The organism is Mycobacterium sp. M23085 (assembly GCF_045343915.1).
Taxonomy (GTDB): domain Bacteria; phylum Actinomycetota; class Actinomycetes; order Mycobacteriales; family Mycobacteriaceae; genus Mycobacterium.
In genome coordinates this window covers 2,633,607-2,659,388 of record NZ_CP174280.1, presented here as the reverse complement: position 1 = coordinate 2,659,388, position 25,782 = coordinate 2,633,607, and the positions used below count along the sequence as shown (strand labels likewise).

The 25,782-nt window shown below is 68.6% G+C and carries 21 protein-coding genes and 1 pseudogene; 13 read left to right on the top strand and 9 right to left on the bottom strand.

What is annotated here, in order from left to right:
* The first annotated feature begins 9 nt into the window (after positions 1–9).
* The 10 genes and pseudogenes from dcd to rfbA all read left to right on the top strand — a co-directional run bounded on the left by dcd (position 10) and on the right by rfbA (position 12,486).
* Positions 10–582 (top strand): dCTP deaminase, encoded by a 573-nt coding sequence (gene dcd, locus ACIUM1_RS12185; RefSeq protein ID WP_406817390.1) that lies wholly within the window; start codon positions 10–12, stop codon positions 580–582.
* Positions 583–697: 115 nt separating this feature from the next.
* On the top strand, positions 698–2,632 hold the full coding sequence (locus tag ACIUM1_RS12180) for a hypothetical protein (RefSeq protein ID WP_406817649.1): 1,935 nt from the start codon (positions 698–700) through the stop codon (positions 2,630–2,632).
* Between the two features lie 127 nt (positions 2,633–2,759).
* Positions 2,760–3,973, top strand: a pseudogene (locus tag ACIUM1_RS12175) (IS110 family transposase).
* A gap of 591 nt (positions 3,974–4,564) precedes the next feature.
* Positions 4,565–5,992 (top strand): hypothetical protein, encoded by a 1,428-nt coding sequence (locus ACIUM1_RS12170; protein ID WP_406817389.1) that lies wholly within the window; start codon positions 4,565–4,567, stop codon positions 5,990–5,992.
* Between the two features lie 177 nt (positions 5,993–6,169).
* On the top strand, positions 6,170–7,294 hold the full coding sequence (locus tag ACIUM1_RS12165; protein ID WP_406817388.1) for a hypothetical protein: 1,125 nt from the start codon (positions 6,170–6,172) through the stop codon (positions 7,292–7,294).
* A gap of 209 nt (positions 7,295–7,503) precedes the next feature.
* Positions 7,504–8,952, top strand: coding sequence for a hypothetical protein (locus ACIUM1_RS12160; protein ID WP_406817648.1), 1,449 nt, complete (start codon positions 7,504–7,506; stop codon positions 8,950–8,952).
* 103 nt (positions 8,953–9,055) lie between these two features.
* Complete coding sequence (locus tag ACIUM1_RS12155) at positions 9,056–10,381, top strand: UDP-glucose dehydrogenase family protein (RefSeq protein ID WP_406817387.1); 1,326 nt, start codon at positions 9,056–9,058, stop codon at positions 10,379–10,381.
* A gap of 45 nt (positions 10,382–10,426) precedes the next feature.
* Positions 10,427–11,182, top strand: a complete 756-nt coding sequence (locus ACIUM1_RS12150) for a maleylpyruvate isomerase family mycothiol-dependent enzyme (RefSeq protein ID WP_406817386.1) — start codon at positions 10,427–10,429, stop codon at positions 11,180–11,182.
* Between the two features lie 29 nt (positions 11,183–11,211).
* Complete coding sequence (locus ACIUM1_RS12145; protein WP_406817385.1) at positions 11,212–11,583, top strand: nuclear transport factor 2 family protein; 372 nt, start codon at positions 11,212–11,214, stop codon at positions 11,581–11,583.
* A gap of 27 nt (positions 11,584–11,610) precedes the next feature.
* Positions 11,611–12,486 (top strand): glucose-1-phosphate thymidylyltransferase RfbA, encoded by an 876-nt coding sequence (gene rfbA / locus ACIUM1_RS12140; protein WP_406817384.1) that lies wholly within the window; start codon positions 11,611–11,613, stop codon positions 12,484–12,486.
* Here the strand turns inward: rfbA and ACIUM1_RS12135 are convergent.
* From ACIUM1_RS12135 to ACIUM1_RS12115, 5 genes are all read right to left on the bottom strand, one after another.
* Positions 12,428–13,693 (bottom strand): YibE/F family protein, encoded by a 1,266-nt coding sequence (locus tag ACIUM1_RS12135; protein ID WP_406817383.1) that lies wholly within the window; start codon positions 13,691–13,693, stop codon positions 12,428–12,430. The two genes, rfbA and ACIUM1_RS12135, sit on opposite strands and share 59 nt — an antisense overlap.
* A gap of 32 nt (positions 13,694–13,725) precedes the next feature.
* On the bottom strand, positions 13,726–15,018 hold the full coding sequence (locus ACIUM1_RS12130) for a pyridoxal phosphate-dependent aminotransferase (RefSeq protein ID WP_406817382.1): 1,293 nt from the start codon (positions 15,016–15,018) through the stop codon (positions 13,726–13,728).
* 32 nt (positions 15,019–15,050) lie between these two features.
* Positions 15,051–17,999, bottom strand: a complete 2,949-nt coding sequence (locus ACIUM1_RS12125) for a heterodisulfide reductase-related iron-sulfur binding cluster (protein WP_406817381.1) — start codon at positions 17,997–17,999, stop codon at positions 15,051–15,053.
* 251 nt (positions 18,000–18,250) lie between these two features.
* A complete protein-coding gene (locus tag ACIUM1_RS12120; protein ID WP_406817380.1) occupies positions 18,251–19,921 on the bottom strand; it encodes an Hsp70 family protein in 1,671 nt (556 codons plus the stop codon).
* 133 nt (positions 19,922–20,054) lie between these two features.
* Positions 20,055–20,606, bottom strand: coding sequence for a hypothetical protein (locus ACIUM1_RS12115; RefSeq protein WP_406817378.1), 552 nt, complete (start codon positions 20,604–20,606; stop codon positions 20,055–20,057).
* 113 nt (positions 20,607–20,719) lie between these two features.
* Here ACIUM1_RS12115 and ACIUM1_RS12110 point away from each other — a divergent pair, with 113 nt between their 5' ends.
* Positions 20,720–21,370 carry a DUF1345 domain-containing protein gene (locus ACIUM1_RS12110; protein WP_406817377.1) on the top strand — a complete coding sequence of 217 codons (651 nt, stop codon included), beginning with the start codon at positions 20,720–20,722 and terminating at the stop codon, positions 21,368–21,370.
* Positions 21,371–21,379: 9 nt separating this feature from the next.
* Here the strand turns inward: ACIUM1_RS12110 and ACIUM1_RS12105 are convergent, their stop codons facing one another.
* The 4 genes from ACIUM1_RS12105 to ACIUM1_RS12090 all read right to left on the bottom strand — a co-directional run bounded on the left by ACIUM1_RS12105 (position 21,380) and on the right by ACIUM1_RS12090 (position 24,498).
* Positions 21,380–22,108, bottom strand: a complete 729-nt coding sequence (locus tag ACIUM1_RS12105) for a hypothetical protein (RefSeq protein WP_406817376.1) — start codon at positions 22,106–22,108, stop codon at positions 21,380–21,382.
* On the bottom strand, positions 22,108–22,674 hold the full coding sequence (locus ACIUM1_RS12100; RefSeq protein ID WP_406817375.1) for a hypothetical protein: 567 nt from the start codon (positions 22,672–22,674) through the stop codon (positions 22,108–22,110). The genes ACIUM1_RS12105 and ACIUM1_RS12100 overlap by 1 nt, the downstream gene beginning before the upstream one ends.
* A 10-nt stretch (positions 22,675–22,684) precedes the next feature.
* A complete protein-coding gene (locus tag ACIUM1_RS12095; protein WP_406817374.1) occupies positions 22,685–23,902 on the bottom strand; it encodes a hypothetical protein in 1,218 nt (405 codons plus the stop codon).
* A 263-nt stretch (positions 23,903–24,165) separates the two neighbouring features.
* Positions 24,166–24,498: a hypothetical protein gene (locus ACIUM1_RS12090; protein ID WP_406817373.1), complete on the bottom strand. Its 333-nt coding sequence runs from the start codon at positions 24,496–24,498 to the stop codon at positions 24,166–24,168.
* Between the two features lie 445 nt (positions 24,499–24,943).
* On the opposite strand from ACIUM1_RS12090, the gene ACIUM1_RS12085 reads away from it, so the two are divergent.
* Both ACIUM1_RS12085 and ACIUM1_RS12080 read left to right on the top strand, forming a co-directional pair.
* Entirely contained in the window at positions 24,944–25,123 is a 180-nt protein-coding gene (locus ACIUM1_RS12085; protein WP_406817372.1) for a hypothetical protein, read from the top strand.
* Between the two features lie 456 nt (positions 25,124–25,579).
* Positions 25,580–25,777 carry a hypothetical protein gene (locus ACIUM1_RS12080; RefSeq protein ID WP_406817371.1) on the top strand — a complete coding sequence of 66 codons (198 nt, stop codon included), beginning with the start codon at positions 25,580–25,582 and terminating at the stop codon, positions 25,775–25,777.
* Positions 25,778–25,782 lie beyond the last annotated feature (5 nt).

The following is a 25,782-nucleotide window of genomic DNA, read 5'->3' as shown; positions in this document are numbered from 1 at the left end:
GCTCGTCGCGTGCTGCTCTCCGATCGCGATCTCAGGGCCGAAATCACCGCCGGGCGGTTGGGCATCGAGCCGTTCGAGGAAAGCCTGGTGCAGCCGTCCAGCATCGACGTGCGGCTTGACTGCATGTTCCGGGTGTTCAACAACACCCGCTACACCCATATCGACCCGGCCAAGCAACAGGACGAGCTGACCACCTTGGTCGAACCCGCCGCCGGCGAGCCGTTCGTGCTGCATCCCGGCGAGTTCGTGCTCGGTTCGACGCTGGAACTCATCACCCTGCCCGACGACCTGGCCGGGCGCCTGGAGGGCAAGTCGTCGCTGGGCCGCCTCGGCCTGCTGACTCACTCGACCGCCGGGTTCATCGACCCCGGCTTCAGCGGTCACATCACCCTGGAGCTGTCCAACGTCGCCAACCTGCCGATCACCCTGTGGCCCGGCATGAAGATCGGTCAGCTGTGCATTCTGCGGTTGACCAGTCCCGCAGAACACCCGTACGGCAGCACGCAAGTAGGGTCGAAGTATCAGGGCCAGCGAGGACCGACGCCGTCGCGCTCCTATCAGAACTTCATAAGGTCTACATAGGTTCTCAGGGGCTCTTACGCACCGCTGGTGCGCGATACTTAGTTAGCCATGGTTTTTTCCTCCGCCTGGCCTTGGCTCATCTGCAATACCTTTGGAGGGGTTTGTATTGGATATCGTGCTCGGGGTGTCGATGGCACCGTCATCGATCCAAATGGTCGTCCTGGAAGGCGAATACGCCGACGGCGCCACGGTAGAAGAGGACACGTTCGACGTCGCCGACGTCGACGACGCTGCTACGACGACCGGGCCCGACCAAGTGATCTCCGCCATCCTGGGCACCCGCGAGGGCGCGGTCGATGCCGGCCTCGAGCTGTCGTCGATCGGCGTGACGTGGACCGATCACCTCGAGGCCGCGGCGTTGCGCGACGCGCTGACCGCCCACCGGATCGACAACGTGATGCTGGTTTCGGCCTTCCTGGCCGCGGCGGCGCTGGCGCAAAACCTCGGCGGCGCAATGGGTTACGAGCGTACCGCCGTGCTGCTGGTGGAACCCGACACCGCGACCCTGGCGGTCGTCGAGACCTCCGACGGGTCCATCCCCGACGTCTACAAACAACAGATCCACGCCGAGTCCTACGGTGAGGCCGCCGAGCAGCTCAGCGCCATGGTGGCCGGGATGGAGAAGCTGGAACTGCTGCCGGGTGGGTTGTTCCTGGTCGGCTCGGGCATCGACGTCACGCCGCTGCAGCCGGTGTTGCAGGCGACGACGTTCCTCGACGTGAGCGTGGCCGAGGAGCCGGAGACGGCGCTGGCCCGCGGCGCGGCGCTGGCGTCCGCGAACGCGCCGCTGTTTGCCTCGTCGACCGCCGCACTGGCCTACGCGCAGGACCCCGGCACCGGCGCGGTCGACCAGCACTCGCTTCCCGAGTACCTCTATGTCCCGTTCGGGCAGGAAGCCGGCGACGACGAGCTCGCCTACAGCGCGGTGGGTGACGACGACGCCGATTCTCCGACCGTCGTCATCGAAAAGCTCTTCCTTCCCGAAGAGACCCAGCCGAAGCGGCGCCCGGCCCTGCTGGTCGGCAGCGGGCTGGCGGTGGTCGGGATCAGCGCGGTGCTGGCGCTCGAGATCGCGTTGGCGATCGGCATCCGCACGACGGGCACCGTCGCCCTGCAGCCCACCCCCGGGCAGCACCTCATCGTCCCCGAGCAGGCGCCGGCTCCCGCGCCGGTGCAGGCGTCCCAACCGCTGTCGAAGATCAGCGTGCCCGCGCCGGCCGCGGCGCCCCGGCCGTTGAGTCCGCCGGCCGCCGCGCCGCTGCCCGCGGTTCCGCCGCCGGCCGCCCCGCCGCTGCCTGCGGCGCCGATTGTTCCGGTTCCCGTGGTGGCTCCCCCGGTACCGGTTCCGGTTCCGGTACCCGTGCACATCCCGGTTCCCAACCCGGTCCAGAGCCCCCCGATGCTGCAGGCCCCGCGGTTGTCCATCCCGCAGCCGGCGCAGCCCCAACCGCCGGTGCACCTGCCCCAACCCCCGCAAGTCGGCGGCACAGTTCCGCAGTCACCTCCGCACCAGACCTTTCCCGGCGAAGGCACCCCTCCCAAGCCGAGCGGTCCCGGCAATTACGGCGGTGGCCACGTTCCGACTCCCGGTGAGAACGGTCCCGGTGGCCTGGGCGGCGGCCATGTCCCGGGTTCGGGTGCCGGTGGTCCGGGTGGCTTGGGTGGCGGTCACGTCCCGGGTTCGGGTGCCGGTGGTCCGGGTGGCTTGGGCGGCGGCCATGTCCCGGCGCCGGGTTCGGGTGGTCCGGGTGGCTTGGGCGGCGGGCACGTTCCGACTCCTCCGGCGGGTGGCCCCGGCGGCGGGTTCGGTGGGTTCGGCGGCGGTCACGCTCCGGCCCCCGGCGAAGGCTTTGGCGGGTTCGGCGGCGGTCACGCTCCGGCCCCCGGCGGCGGGTTCGGCGGGTTCGGCGGCGGTCACGCTCCGGCCCCCGGCGGCGGCTTTGGCGGGTTCGGTGGCGGTCACGGCGGTGGCGGCTTTGGCGGTGGCGGCGGCTTCGGTGGCGGTCACGGCGGAGGCGGCTTCGGCGGCGGAGGCGGCGGACACCGCTGATATAGATCGAGTTGGTCCTTCTCAAATGCCTCCGGAGGTGTCAGGAAGGGATCTGTAACTGATTCCTGTCGGGGTCCGTGTGTTGGCGCACGTGGACCTCTTCCTGACACCCCCCGGAGGTGTTGTTGTGTCTGTGCAAACCGCTCCAGTCACGTTGTCGACGATCGTCGTTGCCGTTGATGTCGGCAAGACTTCGGCACTGTTTTCTGTGACCGATGCAAGTCGCCATCGGTTGCTTGGTCCGTTGGAGTTCACGATGAACCGGTCGGGCTTGTCCGCGGTGGCGGCTCGGGTGATGGCCGTGGTTCCTGCATCGGGGCGTGTCAAGGTCGGCGTGGAGGCTGCGGGCCACTATCACCGTCCAGTGCTGGACTATCGGTGGCCGCCGGGTGGGAGGTGCTCGAACTCAATCCCGCCCATGTCGCCGAGCAGCGCCGGGCGCAGGGCCGGCGGCGGGTCAAGACCGACGTCATCGACGTGGAGGCGATTGCCGAACTCGTGCTGGTCGGGCACGGGAATCCTGTGGCCGATCACGATGTCGTGATCGGTGAAATGAGCGCCTGGGCGGCGCATCGGAACCGACGGGTGGCCACGCGGACCGCGACGAAAAACCAGCTGCTCGGTCAACTCGATCGAGCGTTTCCTGGACTGACCGTGGCGCTGCCCGACGTGCTGGCCACCAGGATCGGCCGGCTGGTCGCCGCCGAATTCTGTGACCCCGCACGGTTGGCTGCACTCGGAGTCAACCGACTGATCCGTTTCGCCGCGACCCGAGACCTGCAGCTGCGGCGCCCGGTCGCCGAGCGTCTGGTCGCCGTAGCACGCGAGGCACTACCCACCCGGGATGCGGTGATCGCCCGCCAGATCCTGGCCGCCGACCTGAACTTGCTGGCTGACCTCGACGAGCAGATCCAGGCGGCCGAGACCGCGTTGAGCGCCCTGCTGCCGCGCAGCCCGTATGCCACCTTGACCACGGTGCCGGGTTGGGGTGTGGTGCGAGTATCCAATTATGCTGCCGCCCTGGGCGATCCGACCCGGTGGCCGGGACCGCGACAGGTCTACCGCGCGTCGGGGCTTTCCCCGATGCAGTACGAATCCGCTCACAAACGCCGAGACGGGGCCATTAGCCGAGAAGGCAGCGTCGCGCTGCGCCGCGCACTGATCGATCTCGGCGTAGGACTGTGGCTGACCGAGCCGGCGGCCAAGGCCTACGCCCTGGGCCTTAAGGCCCGCGGCAAGCATGGCGGAATCATCGCCTGCGCACTGGCCCATCGCGCTACCCGCATCGCCCACGCACTGGTGCGCGACCACATCGGCTACGACCGGACCCGCTGGCACTGACACCCAAGCCCGGACACCGTCGAGGAAGGACACGACGACACCCTTCACACCACCCACCGGCAGTGCCAAGCTCGAGGGACGGGACGAAGGGCCGGATCAGATGCCGTCGCCGCTATGGCGGGCCCACTAAGGGTTACGCCGTGACTAGCTTGGCACCCGGTCCTTCGCCTCCACGGCAGCCCGAACGACGCCAGATGACCCAAACCACGAGGTCGCATACATCAGCGTGGGCGCCCCGCACCCGATCCCCAGCCCATCACCGCCGACAACACCCGCACCCTCAACAGCACCCGCAACCCGGATGCCGACGAACCACGCCTGAACCCAGAACTTGACACGAACTACAGCCAGCTAGTCCGCTTTGCCAACCAACCCACAGCAATCGCGCCGCTCCCTGCCGCGATCACGCGGGTAGGGTCGTGGTGTTGAGGCTGGCCAAAGGATGCCGCCTCACCCGCCAGAATTTCATTGGCCCAGCAACCCGCGCGGGCATGCTGCTACGGCAAGAAATCCCTGGCGATGGACAAATTACCTGTGTTGCCTATGAGGGCATTGAGCAATACAGCAAATCGGGCAGGGGGAGTTTAAGCGGTGGTGGGCATCGTGCTCGGCGTCTCGATGACGCCGACGAAGGTGCGCATGGTGCTGGTCGAAGGCGAAAGCGCCGACGGGGTCACCGTCGACGAGGATTACTTCGACCTCGACACCCAACGCACCGCCAGGCCCGGCACCGCCCCCAATGAGGTCGTCTCGGCCATTCTCGGCACCCGGGAAGGCGCCGCCGACGGCGGCTATCAGCTGCTGTCGACCGGTGTGACGTGGACCGATCACGTCGAAGCGGCGATGCTGCGCGATGCCCTGATCGCACACAAGGTCGAGAACGTCATGCTGGTCTCGGCCTTCATGGCCGCGGCCGCGCTGACCCAGGCCGTCGGCGACGCCACCCATTACGCACGCACCGCGCTGCTGTTCGTCGAGCCCTACAGCGCCACCCTGGCCGTGGTCGATACCGCGGACGGGTCGGTCTCGGAGGTGCGCCGCAGAGTCCTCCCGGAAGACGAGGACCAAGCGGTGGCCGAGCTCGTCGACATGGCCGCCGGCGCCGAGTCGCTCGAAACGCACCCGGAGGGCCTGGTTCTCGTCGGTTCCGGCGTGGACATCCCGCTGATCAAGCCGGTGTTGGAGGCCGCGACCTCGCTCGAATTGTCCGTGCCCGACGAGCCGGAGATGGCGCTGGCGCGCGGTGCCGCGCTGGCGTCGGCGCACGCGCCGCTGTTCGCGTCGTCGACGGCGGCGCTGGCCTACGCCCTGGACCCTGGCACGGGCGAGGTCGATCCGGTCGTCCTCGCGGGCCAGTACCCCGGCCTGCTGCCCGCGTATCAGCCCGAATACCGCAGCCATATCGCGGCCCTGGCCGCAGACGTCGACAAGGGCAAGACCAACGTCGCCTACAGCGCCGTCACGGACGAGGACGCCGACGCGAAAACCGTCATCGGCCTCGACGAACGAGCGCGGCGGCGTAAGTCCTTGCTGCTGGTCAGCAGCTCCCTGGCGGTGATCTTCATCGCCGCGGTGGTGGCACTGGAAATCGCGCTGGCGATCAGCATTCGCCCGACCGTCGCGTTGCGGCCGAGCCCCAACGAGAACATCGTCGCCCCGGCTCCCACACCGGCCCCACCCAACCCCGGGCCACCGGTGCAGGCTCAGCCCAAGATCGCACCGCCGCGGCCGTTGGCCGCGCCGCGCCCGATCGCGCCGCCGCCTGCCGCCGCCCCGGCCATCCCGGTCCTGCCGCCGCCCGTCTTCGTCCCGCCGCCCCGGCTGCCGGTGCCCGGGCTCGGTGGTGGTCATGGCCCGTTCGGTGGCCGCGGTCCGTTCGGCGGCGGCCGTGGCCCGTTCGGCGGTGGTCATGGCCCCTTCGGCGGCGGGCATGGATTTGGCGGCGGCCATGGTTTCGGTGGTGGTCATGGGTTCGGCGGCCACGGTTTCGGCGGTGGTCACGGCTTTGGTCGTCGGTAGCGTTTCGCGGTTCGCGCGCTGGGTTGATTCGGCGCGCTATGGTGGCGGACTGGGGTGTGGCCGCGGCCGGAACTCTCGGTAACTCCGGCTGACTCTCAAATCGCGAGGGCCCGAGACAGTGGCCGTGCAGCTGTCGGGGCCTGGCGCAGCAACCAATTTGGACGATGTGGAGGAGCGGTGGACGTCGTACTCGGCGTGTCTATGGCGCCTGAAACGGTCCGCATGGTGCTCATCGAAGGTGAAGCCGCCGGCGGGGTGACTGTCGATCAGGACGGTTTCGATGTCGCCGGCGATGAAACTCCTGTCGCCGCAGCGAATCACGTCGTCGAGGCCATCCTGGGCACCCGGGACAGCGCCGCCCAGGGCGGCTATCGACTCAAATCCAGCGGAGTCAGCTGGACCGATCCCGTCAAGGCCGCGGCGCTGCGAGACGCCTTGGCAGCACGCAAGATTGAGAACGTGAGGCTGGTCTCGGCGGTCATGGCGGCCGCCGCGCTGGCGCAGGCCGTGGGAAGCGCAACCAACTGGGCGCGCACCGCATTACTCCTCGTCGAGCCGGACAGCGCAACCCTGGCGGTGGTCAACACCGCCAACGGGTCGGTCACCGACGTGCACCGGCACCGCCTGCCCGGTAGCGACGACGCCGCGCTGGCTCAGCTGACCGCGTTGGTCTCGGGCGCCGAGTCGATGGACGCCCGGCCCGACGGCGTATTCCTGGTCGGCTCGGAGGTCGACATCCCGGCGATCAAGCCGAGGCTCGAGGCGGCGACCGCGCTGTCGGTGACCACACCCGAGGAACCCGAGATGGCCCTGGCGCGGGGCGCCTCGTTGGCGGCGGCGAACGCGAAGCTGGGAGCGCCGCGAACCGTCTCGATGCCGGCCGCCCGAACTCCCTCGGCCGCCGCGATCGAGCTCGCCTACAGCGCCGAAGACGACCCGGGCTCCGACGCCCACCCGGTTGCCGAAGCCCCGTCGCGCCACCGGCGCAGCCGCAAGTCGGTATTGGCGATCGCCGCGGTGACGATGGTCTTCGTCGGCGGCCTCGCGGCATTGGCGCTGGCATTGGCCTTCGATATCCGTCCGCACTCCGACCAGCGACCCGACGTCAGCACCAACGTGGTGGCCCCGCAGCATCCGAACGCCGGCCCGCCCGGGCCGCCCCCGCCGTCGGAGGCTCCGGCGGCCCCGCCCCAAGCACCCCCGCCCTCACCGCAACCCTCGCCGCATTCCGGCGACCACCAACACTGGGACGACTGGCTGCACCGCCACCTCGGTACCCAACTTCCACTTCCGCCCCCTTAGCCCCGTCGCGGCCGGGTCCCGAGCCACCGTCGAAGTGCCCGACGAGCGTAAAATTGGGACTTTAGGGGAATAACGGTGGGGACTCAGCGATGTTTCGCGCCACCATGACGTGCGACGAGCCCGCCCCCACCGTGATGGGCTAGCAACCGACTATTGGAGGAGCTTTGGACACCGTACTTGGTGTGTCGATGGCGCCGACGGCAGTCCGGATGGTGCTGGTCGAGGGGGAAAACGGCGACGGCGCGACCGTTGATGAAGATAATTTCGACGTCGCCACGGCCGATGATGCAGCAACGGTAACCGCCTCGGACCAGGTAGTCTCGGCCATCTTGGGGACGCGTCAGGGCGCAGCAGAAGGCGGCTATCAACTGGCGTCGACCGGTGTCACGTTCACCGACCCCCTGGAGGCGGCCGCTCTGCGCGACAAGCTGGCCGCCCACAAGGTCGAAAATGTGATGCTCGTCTCGGCCTTCCTGGCCGCGGCGGCGCTGGCTCAGGCGGTGGGTCACCGGACCAACTACGCGCAGACCGCACTGCTCTACATCGAGCCCGACACCGCGACGCTGGCCGTGGTCGACAGCGCGGACGGATCCATCGCCAACGTGTCGCGGCAGGCTCTGCCCGAGGATGACGAGGCGGCGGTCGCCCAGCTGGCCGCGATGGTGTCCAACGCGGAGAACCTGGAGACCCGCCCGGACGCCGTGTTCGTCGTCGGCTCCGGCATCGACATCCCGCTGATCAAGCCCGCCCTGGAGGCGGCGACCACCCTGCCGCTGACGGCGCCCGAGGAGCCGGATACGGCGCTGGCCCGCGGCGCGGCGCTGGCGTCGGCGCATGCCCCGCTGTTCTCGTCGTCCACCGCGGCCCTGGCTTACGCGCAGGATCCCGGCACCGGTGCGATCAACCCGCTGGCCGTGGCGCCGGGCTACTTCGAAAACCCGGGCGAGGCCGGCGCGGACGGACTGGCGTACAGCGCGGTGCCCGACGACCCGGACGAGTTCTTCACCGGCTCGCAGACCGCCGCGACGGCCCTGGTCGGCGCCGACTACCACGAACGCAGCTCGATCAGGCTGGTGGGAAGCGCGGTGGCGGCGATCTTCGTCATCGGCGTGGTGGCCCTGGTGGTGTCTTTGGCCATCGCCATCCGGCCGACGGCCAACGTGCGCCCCAGCCCGAACCAGAACGTCGTGGTCGCGCCGACCCGGCCGGCTCCTGCCCCCGCGGCTCCAGCACCCGCGCAGGCACCCGCGCCGGCGGCGCCCGCTCCGGCCCCCGAGGCTCCGGCGCCGCAGGCTCCGGCGCCCCAGGCTCCGGCTCCCGAGGCCGTCGCTCCCGCTCCGGCCCCGGCGGCACCCGCCCCGGTCCCGGCGGCGCCCGCCCCCGTTCCGGTGCCGGAGGCCCCCGCACCGGCGCCGGTGGCCCCGCCGCCCCCGCCGCCCGCGGTGGCGCCGATCCCGGTGCCCATCCCGCTGCCGATCCCGGGCCTTGGCGGGCCGGGCTTCGGTGGGCCCCCGGGAGGCGGCTTCGGTCCGCACGGTGGCGGCGACGGAGGGCCACACGGCGGCGGTGGCTTCCCCGGATTCCCCGGTGGCGGCGGCCATGGCGGTGGCGGCTTCGGCGGCTTCGGGGGCGGCCACGGCGGTTTCGGCCGCCGTTAGTGGCCCGCCACAGGCGTCTGCGGCAGCCACCTGTCACCTTCCGTTTGCCTTTCGCTTAGCCCTGCGATGCGGTTAGCTCATCGGGGTGACCTACACCGGTTGTATGCGATGCACCGTGTTCGGCACGGGTTACCTGGGGGCCACCCACGCGGTTGGGATGGCCGAACTGGGACACGACGTGCTCGGGGTCGATATCGATCCAGGCAAGGTCGCCAAGCTCGCCGGGGGTGACATCCCCTTCTACGAACCCGGCCTGCGAAAGCTGTTGAACGAGAACCTTGCTGCGGGCCGGTTGCGCTTCACCACCGACTACGACCTGGCGGCCGACTTCGCCGACGTGCACTTCCTGGGCGTGGGCACCCCGCAGAAGAAGGGCGAATACGGCGCCGATCTGCGCCACGTCTATGCCGTCATCGACACGTTGGTGCCGCGGTTGAGCACCTCGGCGGTGCTGGTGGGCAAATCGACGGTTCCGGTGGGCACCGCGGCCGAACTGAACCAACGGGCCGCAGCGCTGGCGCCGCACGGTGTCGACGTCGAAATCGCCTGGAATCCGGAGTTTCTGCGTGAGGGCTACGCCGTCCAGGACACCCTGCACCCGGACCGGATCGTGCTGGGCATCAAACAGGATTCGACACGCGCCGAGGCCGCCGTTCGTGAGCTCTACGCGCCGCTGCTCGACGCCGGGGTGCCCTTCCTGGTGACAGACCTGCAGACCGCGGAGTTGGTCAAGGTTTCCGCCAATGCCTTTCTGGCGACCAAGATTTCGTTCATCAACGCGATCTCTGAGGTATGCGAGGCCGCGGGGGCCGACGTCAGCCTGCTGGCCGATGCGCTCGGCTACGACCCCCGGATCGGACGCCAATTCCTCAACGCGGGTCTGGGTTTCGGCGGCGGCTGCCTGCCCAAAGACATCCGCGCATTCATGGCGCGCGCCGGCGAGCTGGGAGCCGACCAGGCGCTGACCTTCCTGCGTGAGGTGGACAGCATCAACATGCGCCGCCGCACCCGGATGGTGGAACTGGCCAGCGCGGCCTGCGGCGGCTCGCTGCTGGGCGCCAACATCGCGGTGCTCGGCGCGGCGTTCAAACCCGAATCCGACGACGTGCGTGACTCGCCCGCACTCAACGTCGCGGGTCAACTGCAGCTCAACGGCGCCGCGGTCAACGTCTACGACCCCAAGGCGCTGGACAATGCGCAGCGGCTGTTCCCGACGCTGAACTACGCCGTCTCGGTCGAAGAGGCCTGCGAACGTGCGGACGCGGTGCTGGTGCTCACCGAATGGCGGCAGTTCGTCGACATGGACCCGGACGACCTGGCCGACCGGGTACGCGCCCGCGTCATCGTGGACGGCCGCAACTGCCTCGACGCCGCCCGCTGGCAGCGGGCGGGCTGGCGGCTGTACCGCCTGGGCGCGCCGCGGCCCTAGTGTCGAGGAGAACGGCGGGTATGCCGTCCGAGTAACCTGACGCCCGTGGACTATGCCGGAGCATTTCTTGACGAGAACCGGGCCTTCGCCGAGCTTTTGCAGGATGTCGACGAGTCCACGCCGGTGCCCACCTGCCCGGACTGGACGCTGCGGCAACTGCTGCGTCACGTCGGCCGCGGCGACCGCTGGGCGGCGCAGATCGTGCGCGACAAGCTCGACAGCTACCTCGACCCGCGCACCGTGGAGGGCGGCAAGCCGCCGCCCGACCCCGCCGACGCGATCTCCTGGCTGCGCGGCGGCGCCCAGCGGCTGATCGACGCCGTCGAGCTGACCGGGGTCCAGACGCCGGTCTGGACGTTCCTCGGGTCGCGCCCGGCGAACTGGTGGGTCCGGCGCCGGTTGCACGAGGTCGCGGTGCATCGGGCCGACGCGGCGATCGCGCTGGGCGGCGAGTTCACCCTGGAACCCGATGTGGCCGCCGACGGCATCACCGAGTGGCTGGAGCGAGTCGCGATCCAGGCGGGCGGCAACGGGTCGCCCCTTCCGCTCGAGGACGGTGACACCCTGCACCTGCACGCCACCGATCCCGGCCTGGGTGAGGCCGGCGAGTGGACGATCGCCGTCGACCAGGGCCGGATCACCTGGTCGCACCGGCACGGCAAGGGCAGCGCCGCGCTGCGCGGTGGCGCCACCGAGCTGCTGCTGGCGATCCTGCGCCGGCGGCCGCTGGCTGACACGAGCGTGGAACTGTTCGGCGACGACGCCGTGTGGGAGCGCTGGTTGGACCGTACGCCTCTCTAGCCGTGGTGGCGCACGGTAACTTGCACACCATGACCACATCGGAGATCGCCACCGTTTTGGCATGGCACGACGCCCTCAACTCCGCCGACATCGACACGCTGGTGGCATTGTCCAGCGACGACATCGAGATCGGCGACGCGCACGGAGCCGCGCAGGGCCACGAGGCGCTGCGCAACTGGGCCACCTCGCACCGGGCGACCGCGCAGCTGGGCCAGATGTATGTGCACGACGGCGTCGTGGTCGCCGAACAAAAACTGAGCGGCCGAGAGGGCCAGGGGGCAACCACCGACGCGTTGGCCTTCCGCGTCGTGCATGACCACGTCACATCGGTGTTCCGGCACGACAGCCTGGCGTCGGCGCTGGCGGCCACCGAGCTCACCGAGTCCGACGCCATCGAATAGGGACGATCAAGGCATTAGGAGCCAGCTATGCGCGGCATCATCCTGGCCGGCGGGTCGGGCACCCGCCTGCATCCGATCACCACGGGCATCAGCAAGCAGCTGCTGCCGGTGTACGACAAACCGATGGTCTACTACCCGCTGTCCACCCTGATGATGGCCGGAATCCGCGACATCCTGGTGATCACCACCCCACACGACGCGGCCGGCTTCCAGCGGCTGCTGGCCGATGGCTCGCAGTTCGGCGTCAACATCAGCTATGTGGCGCAGGAGAAACCCGACGGGCTGGCCCAGGCGTTCGTCCTGGGCGCCGACCACATCGGCAATGAGCCGGTGGCTTTGGTGTTGGGCGACAACATCTTCTACGGCCCGGGACTGGGCACCAGCCTGAGCCGCTTCCAATCCATCAGCGGGGGAGCGGTTTTCGCGTACTGGGTGGCCAACCCGTCGGCATACGGCGTCGTCGAGTTCAGCGACGATGGCAGGGCGCTGTCGCTGGAGGAGAAGCCCAAGACGCCGAAATCCAACTACGCGGTTCCGGGTTTGTACTTCTACGACAACGACGTGATCGAAATCGCCAAGGGGCTGAAGAAATCGGCGCGCGGCGAATACGAGATCACCGAGGTCAACCAGATCTATCTGAACCGGGGCCGGCTCTCCGTCGAGGTGATGGCCCGCGGCACGGCCTGGCTGGACACCGGGACGTTCGACTCGCTGCTGGACGCCAGCGATTTCGTGCGCACCCTGGAGCGACGGCAGGGCCTCAAGGTCAGCGTCCCCGAGGAAGTGGCGTGGCGGCGAGGCTGGATCACCGACGACGAGCTGGCCGAGCGCGCCCGTGGTCTGCTCAAGTCCGGCTACGGAGGCTATCTACTGGATCTGTTGGAGCGGAGTCGATTTCCGTAGGTTTGGCCAGCACCGCGGCGATCGCCGTGGTCAGCGGCACCGACAGCGCCAGCGCCATGCCACCCACCGCCGAGCGGGCGATCTCGATAGCCACGCTCTCGCTGGTCAACACGTCGGTCAACGAGCGATTGGCGACGCTGAACAGCAACAGCAGCGGCAGCGAACTGCCCGCGTAGGCCAGCACCAGCGTGTAGACCGTGCTGGCGATGTGATCGCGCCCGACCCGGATGGCGCCCAGAAAGATCGCCCGCCGCGAGCCGCCGAGGTGGGCCAGCTCGAACACCGTCGAGGCCTGGGTGACCGTCACGTCGTTGAGCACACCCAGCGACCCGATGATGAACCCGGCGAGCAGCAGGCCACCGATCGACACGTTGCCCAGATACGCGCTGACGGTGCTGTTCTGTTCGTCCGACAGCCCGGTCAGTTGCGCCAGTTGTATTGCCCCCCAGGACAATCCGGCGGCCAGCAGCAGCGCCGACAGGGTGCTCAGCAGCGCGGCGCTGGTCCGCAGGTTCACCCCGTGCGCGAGGTAGATCACCGCGTACAGGATCGCCGCCGACGCCACCAGCGCCACCGGAACCGCCGGCGCGCCGTCGCGTAGCGCCGGCAGCAGGAACATCACCAGCACCAAGAACGCGACCACGATGCCCACCAGTGCGAGCAGCCCGCGCCACCGCGCCACCGCCACGATCACCACCGCGAACGCGATCGCCAAACCGACCAGCGCCCAGCCACGTTCGAAGTCGTAGAACGCGTAACTGGTGGCGCCCTGGTCGTCGACCTGCCGGACCAGCCGTATGCGGTCTCCGACCGCGAATTTCGGCTGGCCGGGGCCGGGGGAGGACTCCAGCAGCGTCTGGGCGCCGGCGTTGGGGCCGGAATCGATCGAGACCTGGGTCAGGACGCAGCGTCCCGCGCCGGGCGGGGCCTGCTGGGGCGCGCCGGTCAGGACCTGACTGACCGACGGGCTGCCGCAGTCGCCCACGGCGCTGGACAGCACGTGCCCCGCCTGTGTGCTCACCGCGCCGCCGGCCGCGTTCTGCAGGGGCATCGGGATGTCGACGTGCTGTCGGCTGGGCCAGAGCACGATGGCGCCGACGGCTACCGCCACGCCGATCGCGATCAGTAACCCGACGACGATCCTGGCGGGTAACGGATCGACCGCCGATGGGCCCGGCGGCATGCTGTGCGAGTGGGAGTGCGTCACCCGCTCCACCGTAGAGGCGGCCGCGCGGGTGCTTACGACCGATAGCCGACGAGGAAGTTGCCCAGCCGTTCGATCGCGGCCGCCAGGTCGCGGGCCCACGGCAGCGTGACGATGCGCAGGTGATCCGGCGCCGGCCAGTTGAAGCCGGTGCCCTGGGTGACCAGGATCTTCTCCTGCAGCAACAGGTCGAGGACGAGCTGTTCGTCGTCGTCGATGTCGTAGACCTCGGGGTCCAGCCGAGGGAACGCGTACAGCGCACCCGCCGGCTTGACGCAGGACACCCCGGGGATCTCGTTGAGTTTGGTCCAGGCGACGTCGCGCTGCTCGAGCAGCCGGCCGCCGGGCAGCACCAGGTCGTCGATGCTCTGGTAGCCGCCCAGGGCCACCTGGATCGCGTGCTGCGCCGGGACGTTGGGGCACAGCCGCATGTTGGCCAGCAGGTTGATGCCCTCGATGAAGCTGCCGGCGTGGTCCTTGGGCCCGGTGATCGCCAGCCAGCCGGCCCGATAGCCGGCCACCCGGTAGGCCTTGGACAGCCCGTTGAAGGTCAGGCACAGCATGTCCGGCGCCAAGGTGGCCAGGTTGATGTGCTTGGCGTCGTCGTACAGGATCTTGTCGTAGATCTCGTCGGCGAGCAGCAGCAGCTCGTGCTTGCGCGCCAGATCGACGATCTGGGTGAGGACCTCGCTGGTGTAGACCGCGCCGGTCGGATTGTTCGGGTTGATCACCACCAGAGCCTTGGTGCGGTCGGTGATCTTGGACTCGATGTCGGCGATGTCCGGCTGCCAGCCCTGCGTCTCGTCGCAGAGGTAGTGCACGGGCGTGCCGCCCGCGAGTGAGGTCGACGCCGTCCACAGCGGGTAGTCCGGCGACGGGATCAGCACCTCGTCGCCGTTGTCGAGCAGGGCCTGCAACGTCATGGTGATCAGCTCGGACACGCCGTTGCCCAGGTAGACGTCGTCGACGTCGAACCGGGGGAACCCGTCGACCAGCTCGTAGCGGGTCACCACCGCGCGGCGGGCGGGCAGGATGCCCTGCGAGTCGGAGTATCCCTGGGCGTACGGCAGGGCCTGGATCATGTCGCGCATGATCACGTCGGGCGCCTCGAAGCCGAACGGCGCCGGGTTGCCGATGTTGAGCTTGAGGATGCGATGCCCCTCGGCTTCGAGCCGGGCGGCATGCGCGTGCACCGGCCCGCGAATCTCGTACAGGACGTCCTGCAGCTTTGACGACTGCGCGAAGGTGCGGTGCGGCCGGTGGTGAGCCGACGCGTGCAGAGGCAGGTGATGGGTGGTCACATCGTCAATGGTGCCATCACTGTCCACCGAAATTTGCTGTCAAGTGTGAAAGACGCAGCTCAGCGCTTGCCCGGGGGGCGCGCCCCGCGGGCAATGCCCAGGCCTTTGACCGGTGGCTGGGACGGTGCGTCGGCGCCGTCGGTCTGCTTTGCCGGCTCCGCTTTTGGCGCCGGCTCGGACTCGGCCTTGGCAGCTTCGGCCTTAGGTGCGTCGGCTTCCGGTGCCTCCGCCTTGGGTGCCTCCGCCTTGGGCGCCTCGGCCTTCGGCGCCGACTTCTTGGCGCCGGGCCGCTTGGCGCCCGCGGCGATGCCCAGTCCCTTGACCGGTGCCGCGGGTGCCTTGGCTTCGGGCTGGGCCTCGGTCTCGGCTGCGGGGGCCGCTTCCGCGGTCGCCTCCGCCTTGGGGGCCTCTGCCTTGGGGGCGGCCGGTGCGGCCTTCTTGGCGCCGGGCCGCTTGGCGCCGGCGGCCAGACCCAGGCCCTTCACCGGCGCGGCCGGAGCCTTGGCTTCCCCGCCGGATTCCGCCGGCGCATCGGCCGTGGCGGCCTCTGCCTTGGCGGCGGCCGGTGCGGCCTTCTTCGCCCCGGGCCGCTTGGCGCCGCCGGCGATGCCCAGCCCCTTGACGGGGGCGGCGGGAGCCGCAGCGGCCTCGGACTTCGGGGCCGCCTCCGCCTTGGCGGGCGCCTCCTCGGCCGGAGCCTCGGCGGGTGCGGTCGCCGTCGCGGTCGAGGCCTTGGGCGCCTGCGCCGCCCGCTTTTCGGCCTCCTTGGCGGCCGTGCCCTTCTCGGGCAGCGTCGCCTTGTCGTACTCGAGGGACCCGAGCAGGATCTGCGCGACGTCGAGCACCTCGACACCGCTGCGGCCGGCCTCTTCCTGCCGGTCGTTGACACCGTCGGTGACCATCACCCGGCAGAAGGGGCAGCCGGTGGCGATGGTGGCGGCCCCGGTGGCCAGCGCCTCGTCCACGCGCTCGTGGTTGATCCGCTTGCCGATGTGCTCTTCCATCCACATCCGCGCGCCGCCGGCACCGCAGCAGAAGCTGCGCTCGGCGTGCCGCGGCATCTCGGTCAGGTTCGCCCCCGCGGCCCCGATCAGCTCGCGCGGCGCCTCATAGACCTTGTTGTGCCGGCCCAGGTAGCACGGGTCGTGATAGGTGATGTCCTGCGACACCGGGGTAACCGGCACCAGCTTGTTGTCCCGGATCAGCCGGTTGAGCAGCTGGGTGTGGTGCAGCACCGAGTAGTTCGCGCCGAGCTGGCGGTATTCGCGGCCCAGGGTGTTGAAGCAGTGCGGGCAGGTGACGACGATCTTGCGGTCGACGGTCTCGGTGCCCTCGAACAGCCCGTCCAGGGTCTCGACGGCCTGCGCGGCCAGCTGCTGGAACAGGAACTCGTTGCCCGAGCGGCGCGCGGAGTCGCCGTTGCAGGTCTCCCCGGTGCCCAGCACCAGATACTTCACGCCGGCGATGGCCAGCAGCTCGGCGACGGCCTTGGTGGTTTTCTTGGCCTTGTCGTCGTAGGCGCCGGCGCAGCCCACCCAGAACAGGTACTCGAACCCGTCGAAGCTGTCGACGTCCTCGCCGTAGACCGGCACGTCGAAGTCGACCTCGTCGATCCAGCTGGTGCGGTCAGACGCGTTCTGTCCCCACGGGTTGCCCTTGGTTTCCAGGTTCTTGAACAGCACCGACAGTTCCGAGGGGAACTCGGACTCCATCATCACCTGGTAGCGGCGCATGTCGATGATGTGGTCGATGTGCTCGATGTCCACCGGGCACTGTTCGACGCAGGCGCCGCAGGACACGCAGGACCACAGCACGTCGGGGTCGATGACGCCGCCCTGTTCTTCGGTGCCGACCAGCGGCCGGTTGGCCTGCTCGGGGCCGGATCCCATGACGCGGCCGAACCCGGACTCGGGAACGTGGTGGGCCTCGGCGTGCTTCTCACCGGACAGTTCCTCGCCGACGCCGCCCTCCGGCGTGCTCTCGAGCGGGCTTTCCTTGTCGCCCAGGATGTAGGGCGCCTTGGCCATCCAGTGATCGCGCAGGTCCATGATGACCAGCTTGGGCGACAGCGGCTTGCCGGTGTTCCATGCCGGGCACTGCGACTGACAGCGCCCACACTCGGTACAGGTGGCGAAGTCCAGCATGGCTTTCCAGCTGAAGTCCTCGATCTTGCCGCGACCGAACTGCGCGTCGTCGGGCGGGTTTTCGAAGTCGATCGGCTTGCCGTCGTATTCCAGCGGCAGCAGCGGCCCGAGCCCGTTGGGCAGCCGCTTGAAGATGACGTTGATCGGCGCGGTGAAGATGTGCATGTGCTTGGAGTGCAGCACGATGATCAGGAACGCCAGCATGACCAAGATGTGCAGCAGCAGCGCCGTCGTTTCGATGATCTGGTTGGCCGGCTGGCCCAGCGGTCGCAGGATGGTGCCGAACAGTTGCGACAGGAAGGCGCCTTTGCCGTAGGGCAGCGTGCCGTTGTTGACCGCGGCTCCGCGCACGAACACGTAGGTGAAGACGACGTTGAAGATCATGAACAGCACCAGCCACGCACCGCCGGTGTGCGAGCCGTAGAACCGTGACGAGCGGCCGATCTCCTTCGGGCTGCGCACCAAGCGGATGATGGCGAAGGTGACGATGCCCAGGAAAACGGCGGTCGCGAAGAAGTCCTGCAGGAAGCCCAGCGCGTCCCAGCGCCCGATGATCGGGATGTGGAAGTTGTCCTGGAACAGCAGCCCGTAGGCCTCGATGTAAACCGTGAGGAGGATGAAGAAGCCCCACATGGTGAAGAAGTGCGCCAGGCCGGGGATCGACCACTTCAACAGCTTGCGCTGACCGAAGACCTCGGAGACCTCGGCCCAGACGCGTTTGCCGGGGTCGTCGGTGTGTCCCGGGGCCGGCTTGCCGGACGTGATCAGCTTGAACAGCCACAGGACGCGCCGTGCTGCGAGTGCGGCCACGACCAGCGTCATGCCCATGCCCACGACCAGCCTGATGAGCATCTGCGTTGTCACAGAAGGTCTCCCCAATGGATAGATAATTCGGCCTGTGCTTTATTTGCCTGCTTAAGCCTCGCTCATAGTTACATCTTCGCGGCTTTGGGCGCGAGAAAGGCTGCCCTAACTTGCCCTTCGTCGATGCCTCTGGCCTGCTGGTTAATACCCATTCACCGGATGGGCCGCGTGCCGGAGTGATGAGCGCCACCAAATTTCGCTGGATGACCCTTAACCGCGGTCGTTTGGCGGCCCGGCGGTAATTCGTAGCCTCAGCGCCCGAATGGGCGCCCGGGTGTGGGTCGTTCCCGGGTGGTCGTCGGCGCCGCGGTGGTGGTCGCCTGCGACGTCGTGGTGGGCGGCGCGGTCGTGGTCGTCGTGCTCGGCGGCGCCGTGGTGGTCGACGGCTCCGGTGCGGGCGTCGTGCTGGTGGCCGGCGCCTCGGAGGACGGCGGCGGCGGCGCCGGCAGCACGGTGACGGTGGTGCTGTCGTTCGGTCCGGTGATGGTCACCGTCTGCGGCGGCTGGCTGGGCGGCGACGTGGGAGCGACCGGTGTGGACTTGGTGAGCAACAGGTTGATCGCCAAAATCGCGGCCACCAGCACCGCCGCGCCCGCGCCGGCCACGCTCAACACCAGCGCCGTGCGTTTGTACCAGGGCAGCTTGCCCTGCCCGGCGGCGTAGCGGCTGCCGGTCGCGTCGTCGAATCGCCTGGCCTCGTCGGCGTACTCGCCGGTGGCGTCGCGGCCGGTGTAGGGCACCGGCTCGTCGTTGTCGGCGTCTTGCGACCACGCCAGGGCGTCGTCGACGTCGGTGGCCTGGGCCGCCCACGCGGCCTGGGTCATGTCGAGCCCGGCGGTGCCCACCTTTTCGGTCGGTGTTCCGGTGGTGTGCAAGGCGGCCGCCGCGGCGGTCGGAGCTGCGCCCGAGGCGTAATGCGGGCCGAGCACCGCCGCGCCGAGGGCGGCGCTGAATGCCGGCTGGGGGGTGCTGTGCACCGGCACCCCGAAGCGCTGCGACAACCGCGCTTTGAGCAGCGGGATGTTCGCGCCGCCCCCGGCGATCGCGACCGCGCCCAGCCGGCCGTGAGCAATTCCGTTGCGCCGCAACAACTCATCGACCGACGACAGGAACCGGTCCAGCGGCGCGGAGATCAGTTGCTCGAATTCGGTGCGGGACAGCTGGGCGCCCTGGCCCGCTGCCCCCGCGATGGTGGCCACCGCGGCCGTGGACAGTTGCTCCTTGGCGCGCCGGCATGCGCCGAGCAGGCGGGCCTGCGACCCGACCCGTGCGCCGCCGCCGAGCATGGCGGTGCTGACGTCGGAGGCCAGCAGGTGGTCCAGGATGAGCTGATCGATCGCGTCGCCGGAGAAATCGGTGTACCGCACCGCCGGGCCGATGGCCGCGAAGCCGGCCTTGGCATCCATCAGCGTGACGGTGGTGCCGCCGGCGCCGAAGTCGCACAGCGCAATAACGCCGTCGGCCCCGAATCCCGGCGTGCCGCGCAGCGCCGCGAGCGCGGCCGTGGCGTCGGAGACCAGCATCGGCGCCACCCCGCCGCGGGCCAGGTCGGACTGGGCGAAGAACTCTTCACGCAGCGCGGCGAACTGGTCGTCCGACCAGTAGGCGGGCACCGCGATGGTGATCGGTGTCCCGTAACCGACCGCGCGGGCCATGGCCTCGATCGCCTCGACCGTCAGCGCCGCACCGAGGTACTTGGTGCCGTCGGCCGCCACCAACGGCGCGCGGTCACCGACGCGTTCGACGAACCCCCGCAACACCAGCCCGGGCTCGGTCAGATTCGGATTTTCTTCTGGCAGGCCAACTTCGGTGGGCCGCTGTTCGAACAGGGTCAACACTGAGCTGCGGGTTATGGGAGCGCTGCCCGCGCGTGCGGCAACCAGGTTGGCCACCCCGATCGACAGCCCGAGCGACTCGCTCATCTGCTACACCCCTGTGTCAGTTGTCCCGTTGCCGTCGCGCGGTGGTCCGCACCGCAGCGACCGTGGATTGCAGCGAGTGTAGGGCTTCACCCGCGCCGAGCGGTGGAACCGTGATCGGGTCCGCCACCGACTGCTAACGCAGGCCAGGCGGCACCGTGACCGGATTCGGCACCCCCGGAACGGTGATCACCGACGGCAGTTGCGGGAGATGGTGGTGATGCGTCGGCTGCTGCGTCTGTCCTCCGGTGGGCTGCTGCCGCGTCGGCTGCTGCTGTGCCGGCGGCTGCTCGGCGCTGCTGCCGGGCAAGGACGTGGTGGCCGTGGTGGTCGTGGTGGTCGTCGGTGTCGTGGTGGTGGTGGTCGGCGTGCTCGTCGTCGTCTTCGGGGCGTGGTCGACGTTCTGTTGTCCGTGAATGAGCTCGACGACGCCGAAGATGATCAATGCGATCAGGATTACGACGGACACCAGCCAGGCGATGAGCATCGCGGGCTTGCGATACCACGGAGTCGGCTCGTCGGCCTGGTCAAACGGGTCGACGTCGCCGGATTGCTCGAATCCCTCGGGCGGGTTCGGCGGGGGACCGGGCGGCGGAATTTCGCCGGTCGGCGGCTGTTCGCGCACGCCGAAGTCGCCATGCTGCGTCGGCTGGTTATGGAAGTCGTCGCGTGGGCCATTGGATGCCACGGCAACGATGGTACTAACCGCTTCTGCCAATCTGCTGATGCCGACCCGGCCGGGCGCAATCGTGCGAGGGAGAACCTAAGCCGGCGCCCCGCGTTGGTGGTTAGGTCAAAGTCGTGGATTTACTGGTGAAGCTGCTGCGGGACACGGTCGCGGTCCGGATATCGGTCTGCGTGTCCTTCGGAGTCGCCGTCGCTGTCGTGGTGGGCAACACGGTCGGTTGGCGTTTCGCGCTGGCCGGCTGGATCGCCACCGCCGGAATGTATGCGGCGTGGACGCACCTCAGCCTGCTCGGCATGGACGCCGAGCAGACCTGCCGATGGGTGACACGGGAGGACCCGACGCGGTGGGTCGCCGACGCGGTCATCCTGTCGGCGAGCGTCGCGAGCCTTGGCGGTGTCGGCTACGTGGTGGCCGCGGGTTCCCGCTCGGGCCACGAAGCCGTCGCGGCGGCCGTCGTCGGTGTGCTGACCGTCGCGGCGTCCTGGGTGGCCGTGCACACGCTGTATTCCGTGCACTATGCGCGGCTCTACTACTCGGATGACCCGGGGGGCATCAACTTTCACGACCCCGAGCCGCCTCGCTTCCGGGATTTCGCCTACCTCGCCTTCACCGTCGGGATGACCTACCAGGTGTCGGACACCGAGATCGGCTTGGGCTCGATCAGGGCGACGGTCTTGCGCCATGCGCTGGTGTCCTACCTGCTCGGCGCGGTTGTCCTGGCGGTCACGATCAATCTGATCGCCGGGCTGGGCTCCAAGCTCTGACCGACGCGATCACACACCGGCGCGGGAACGGCCCCGGAGAATCCCGTCGATCCGATCCAGCAGCGCGCTCGGGTTATCGGAGGCGCCGTCTTTCCACGCCACCAGAGCCTTGAGCAGGTTGACCGGCTCGACACTGAGCTGCAGGCCCAGCAGCACAGTCCTGGTGTCGCTGCTCAAATCCGCTGTGCGGTAGGCGATCCCGACTTGCAGTGACTGGCCGCTCACGGAATTCGGCACAATCTTGGGCTCGATCGACAGAACGCAGTCGCGCCGGATTTCGGTCAACTCGTCCCTGGGCGCGGCCAAACGCACGGTCAGCGCCGACGGGGTGATACGGAGAAGGCACCGACGCCACATCCGCACGGCGCTGAACACGAACAGCGGCGTCGCGGCCAGCAGGATGATGCCGGTGAAACGAAGCCACAGCGGATTGCCGGGCGCCCATCCCGCGCCGACACTGGCCATGCCGAGCACCGGCACCAGCACGTTCAAGACGTAGACATTTCCCTCGTACCAGGGAACGTAGCGGCAGACGATCTCGTCGGCCGACCGGTTGACTCCCGCCCGGAAAATCCTGCGCCGGCCGAGGATGAGCATGAGCGCCAGGCAGAATCCGAACAGACATAAGTACCAGTGCACTCCTGCCCGCGCCGCCACGACCGTCACCACGCACAAGGCGGCGCCGAAGGTGTAGCGCAGTATCCGCCCCCACCGGCCGCCGGCCTGTCCGTTGGCCATCAGTCGCGGCCTCGCGTGGTGGTCAGGGGAGCGTTGCGGTGGCGGTCCTGCGAGGTTGCACCTGCCACCGCCGCACCCTGATGAACGGACAGCCAGATATGGGCCCGGTCCACCGGTGAATCGTGGAGCGCGGTTACCGTCAGTTGGGCGATCAGTGTCTCCTGTTCGGCGGTGATGATCCTCGATTGTGACGCGCTGTCGATGGTGCCGAGTTCATGGGCGATCCGCATTGCGAGCAACCCGGTGACGCCGGCGCCCTCGGTGGCCGCGGTCAGCTCGCGGCGCAGCTCAGTACAGCCGGGCACCGAGTGCAACTGCTGCTCGGCCAGCATCGCGAACACTTCACCGGGGTTCAAAGCGGCTTCGACGCGATGCATCGTCAGCACCGCGTTAGCGCCGAACACGTCGATGGATGGGTCGGCCGGCCACACCCACACCCGGGCCCCGGTGGCGGAATCGAAGGGTTCCCAGCCGCGCGGTACCGCCACCTCCACGACGAGACCGGCGAACCGATCGACCGGCAATACGGCAACGGCCTGCTCGTCTATGAACTCATCGAATCGCATCGTTGCCGACCTACCCGAATCCGAACACCGATTCCACGCCGTGTACCGCACTACCGACGGCATTCGAGACCGGCTCCCAGGCCTCTCCGACAAACTTAGATCCTCCCCATGCGACGAAGGCTCCCACGCCGGCGCCCACCACCAGCCCCACCGCGGTCCCCGCGCCCGGAACGACCGAACCGATCGCTGCACCGGCTACCGCGTCCGCGGCAAGACCGCCGACCGCCGCGCCCGCGTAAAGCCCGGCGGCGGTTCCCACGGTCTCGCGGGTGACGGCCTCGGGCACCGAGTTGCCGTCATGGATGTCGGACATGACGGCGGGCACCGCGCTGGCCGCCGCAACCATCCCGCCGATGCGGGAGAATCCCCTGAGTTCGACCCCGCCGATCTTCGGGTCCTCCAGCCACCTCAATAAGCCCGGATCGGCCTTGCCGGGACCCGTACCGGGAGACTCGGCGATCAACTGGGTCGTCGCCTGGCGCACACCGTCGGCGGTGCCACCGGCCACCGCTCCCGCGGCCCCGATCGCCACCTCCCCCTTGGTCGGGACCAACCCGGGGCCCGCGGCAGGCTGGCCGCCGGGTGCCGGGCCTGGTCCTGCCGGTCCTGCCGGCTGGGGACCGACAGCGTCATAGCCGTCCGCGTGCAGGGTCCCCATCGCGTTCTGGAACGAGCTCGAGTAACCGTCGCGCGTCGCCTGCAGCTGGGTCAGCGCGGCTTTGGTGTCAGCGACGGCGTCGTCTTCACATTTGGCGATAAATGCTTCCAGCGCATCGTAATCGGCCTGGCTGAGGTCGTCGTCGTCTTCCATCTCGTCGGCTTCGCCGATCAGCTCGTCGAGGTCCTGCAGTTTTGCCTCCAGCGACGCGATCTGACCGGCCGCGGTTTTCTGCGCCTCGGCCAACGTGGCCGCGATGTTCTCCAGGTCCGCGCCGATCTTCGGTATCTGCAGCGACTGCGCCCCAAGGGCTTTCGTCACCCGCTGCACTTCGTCGGAGTCGTTGATCGGGTGATCGCCGTCCTGATGGTTCCAGGCCGCCTCGAAACGGGTGCGAGCCTGCTCGAACGCGTCGTTGGCCTCTTGTGTGCAGCGCCCCGCTTTGCGAAAGGCCTCCGCGAGGTTGGAAATACGCAGCGGGCTGCCCGCCTGCAGGCTCGCGTTGATCGCCCAGGGGTCGCCGCCGGCCGCGCCGATCAGCGCCGGGATGCTGAGATATTGCAGTTGCATGGGTTCGTCAGCTGCTCGCCCGACCGCTGATCAACCCCGCTCGCATCGCCACCCCTCCTGAGCTCATGGGCAAGGTTACTGACGCAACCTCGGTAATCAACTCACTCGCACTCTCGAGTCGCCATCCCGGGCAAGCTGTCCTCATGGAGCGGGTGTTGCTGACCGTGGGGCACGGGGCGGCCGACCGGGAGCGGCTGGGGGAGTTGCTTGCCGGCAGCCAGCACACGGAGGCAGATTCACAGGGTGAGCGCCAGTCGCTGAGGTCAGGAACCGGGCCCTCCGAGCAGGCGTAATCGGGCCGCCGCTATCACTGCCTCGGCTTCTGCAATTACTGCTTCTGCCGCCGCCTTGGCCTCTGCCGCCTCGGCCTCGGCCTCCGCTGCCTCGGCCTCTGCTGCCTCGGCACGGCGCGCCACCTCTGCGCGTGCCTCCGCGAGAGCGTAAATCAACATCCCGGCGCAGGCTGCAACGGCCACCACCGGCCCCGCTGCGGCGGTGACGACGAACGCAAAAGAAAAGCTCAAGGCAATGAGCCGAGTAAGCCTCCGCATCGTCATGGACGTTAAGTCGGCCGGCACCGCGGTGGCGTTACCCAACGTGCACCCTGACCGCCACCGATGGCGCCACGAACCCTGCCCACCGAGCAGCCAACTTCCGCCGTCGCACCGAGTTCACGGCCGAAAGTCACTCAGAGTAAGCAAATTCCAAGGTTAATAAGCGAATTTATAGAGTTCGATCCGTGATCGTGTCGTGTTTCTCCTGTGATTCTTGACGAGCACTGTTACCGCATTGACTTGAGTGTCTGAAGCATTCGTGTTTCAGCGGAGTTTGAGGAGTATCCCCTTGTCCCGGAACATGTTTGCGATTTCGAATGCTCGCGGGCCACTGACCCGAGCGACGCTGGGTGTGGCGCTCGCACTGGCCGCAATTGGCGCAATTGTGTTTGGCAGCGGGACCGCTGGGGCGGCTCCGCAGCAACCTTTGCTTGTCGACGGTCCACTGCCCGTTCCCGCCCCTAGCGGGCCGGACCCGACCACGGCTGTGAATATCGCCAACGCGATCTTCGGCGAGTTCGGTTCTCTGTTGAACGGCTTGTTTCCCGGCCTCGGTCCCAGTGCGAACCCCCTGTCTCCGGGCTATCCGAACACGATGTTGCCGGGGCAGACTCCTGCGGTGCCGTATTCGCCGGGCGCAGCACTGCCCGATCCAGCGTCGTTCTAGGCCTGCGCGTGGTCTCTGAGCTGCGCTTCGCCATGCCCCTCGGGAGCGGGTGGGGACGGCCATGGCCGACGTTGATGGTCAGCGACAAGTTCGAAGGTGCAGGCCCTAGAACGTGTTGACCTTCTCGACGCTGACGAACCTATCTGGGCGTTTGGTGCGCCAAGCTGTGTTGGCAGTATTGCGAACCTCCACGTCAGAACGTTGGTTCTGATGGTTGCGAAGAACTGCCGCTAGCTTTACTGCGGACGGTCTGCGGACGGTTGGCGATACCGTCGGACATCCGGGACGACGCGGTCGGGGCTGCCAGTCAATGCCCTCGATTCCGCCGTGCTATCCAGCGCTCCCGTGGACGTCCCCATCGCCCCGCTCGGGCGCGACGAGCGGCCACAGGCACAAACTTCCCCAAAGCCGGGACAATGTGGCCCAGTTGAAGCCGCAGCCTAAGGAGGCCAGGCATTGACCACCGATGACCCCGGCCAGATTCAGCGGCTGGCCGCCCAAACCAACATGTTCATCACGCGATTACGCCATGACGAGTACCTGCTGTACGACAACGACACCACTCAGCTGGTGCTGGGCAGCCAGTCCGGGTGCCAGAAGACCGGAGTCAGCCTGGAACAGATCAAGCGGTACTTGGAGAGATTTCGGGAGTGAATTAG

Bases quoted from the DNA above. Each gene is read 5' to 3' on its own strand.
- ACIUM1_RS12160 (WP_406817648.1), top strand. From the start codon at position 7,504: ATGGTGCTGGTCGAGGGGGAAAACGGCGACGGCGCGACCGTTGATGAA.
- ACIUM1_RS12155 (WP_406817387.1), top strand. From the start codon at position 9,056: ATGCGATGCACCGTGTTCGGCACGGGTTACCTGGGGGCCACCCACGCG.
- ACIUM1_RS12145 (WP_406817385.1), top strand. From the start codon at position 11,212: ATGACCACATCGGAGATCGCCACCGTTTTGGCATGGCACGACGCCCTC.
- rfbA (WP_406817384.1), top strand. From the start codon at position 11,611: ATGCGCGGCATCATCCTGGCCGGCGGGTCGGGCACCCGCCTGCATCCG.
- ACIUM1_RS12120 (WP_406817380.1), bottom strand. From the start codon at position 19,921: ATGAGCGAGTCGCTCGGGCTGTCGATCGGGGTGGCCAACCTGGTTGCC.
- ACIUM1_RS12105 (WP_406817376.1), bottom strand. From the start codon at position 22,108: ATGGCCAACGGACAGGCCGGCGGCCGGTGGGGGCGGATACTGCGCTAC.
- ACIUM1_RS12100 (WP_406817375.1), bottom strand. From the start codon at position 22,674: ATGCGATTCGATGAGTTCATAGACGAGCAGGCCGTTGCCGTATTGCCG.
- ACIUM1_RS12095 (WP_406817374.1), bottom strand. From the start codon at position 23,902: ATGCAACTGCAATATCTCAGCATCCCGGCGCTGATCGGCGCGGCCGGC.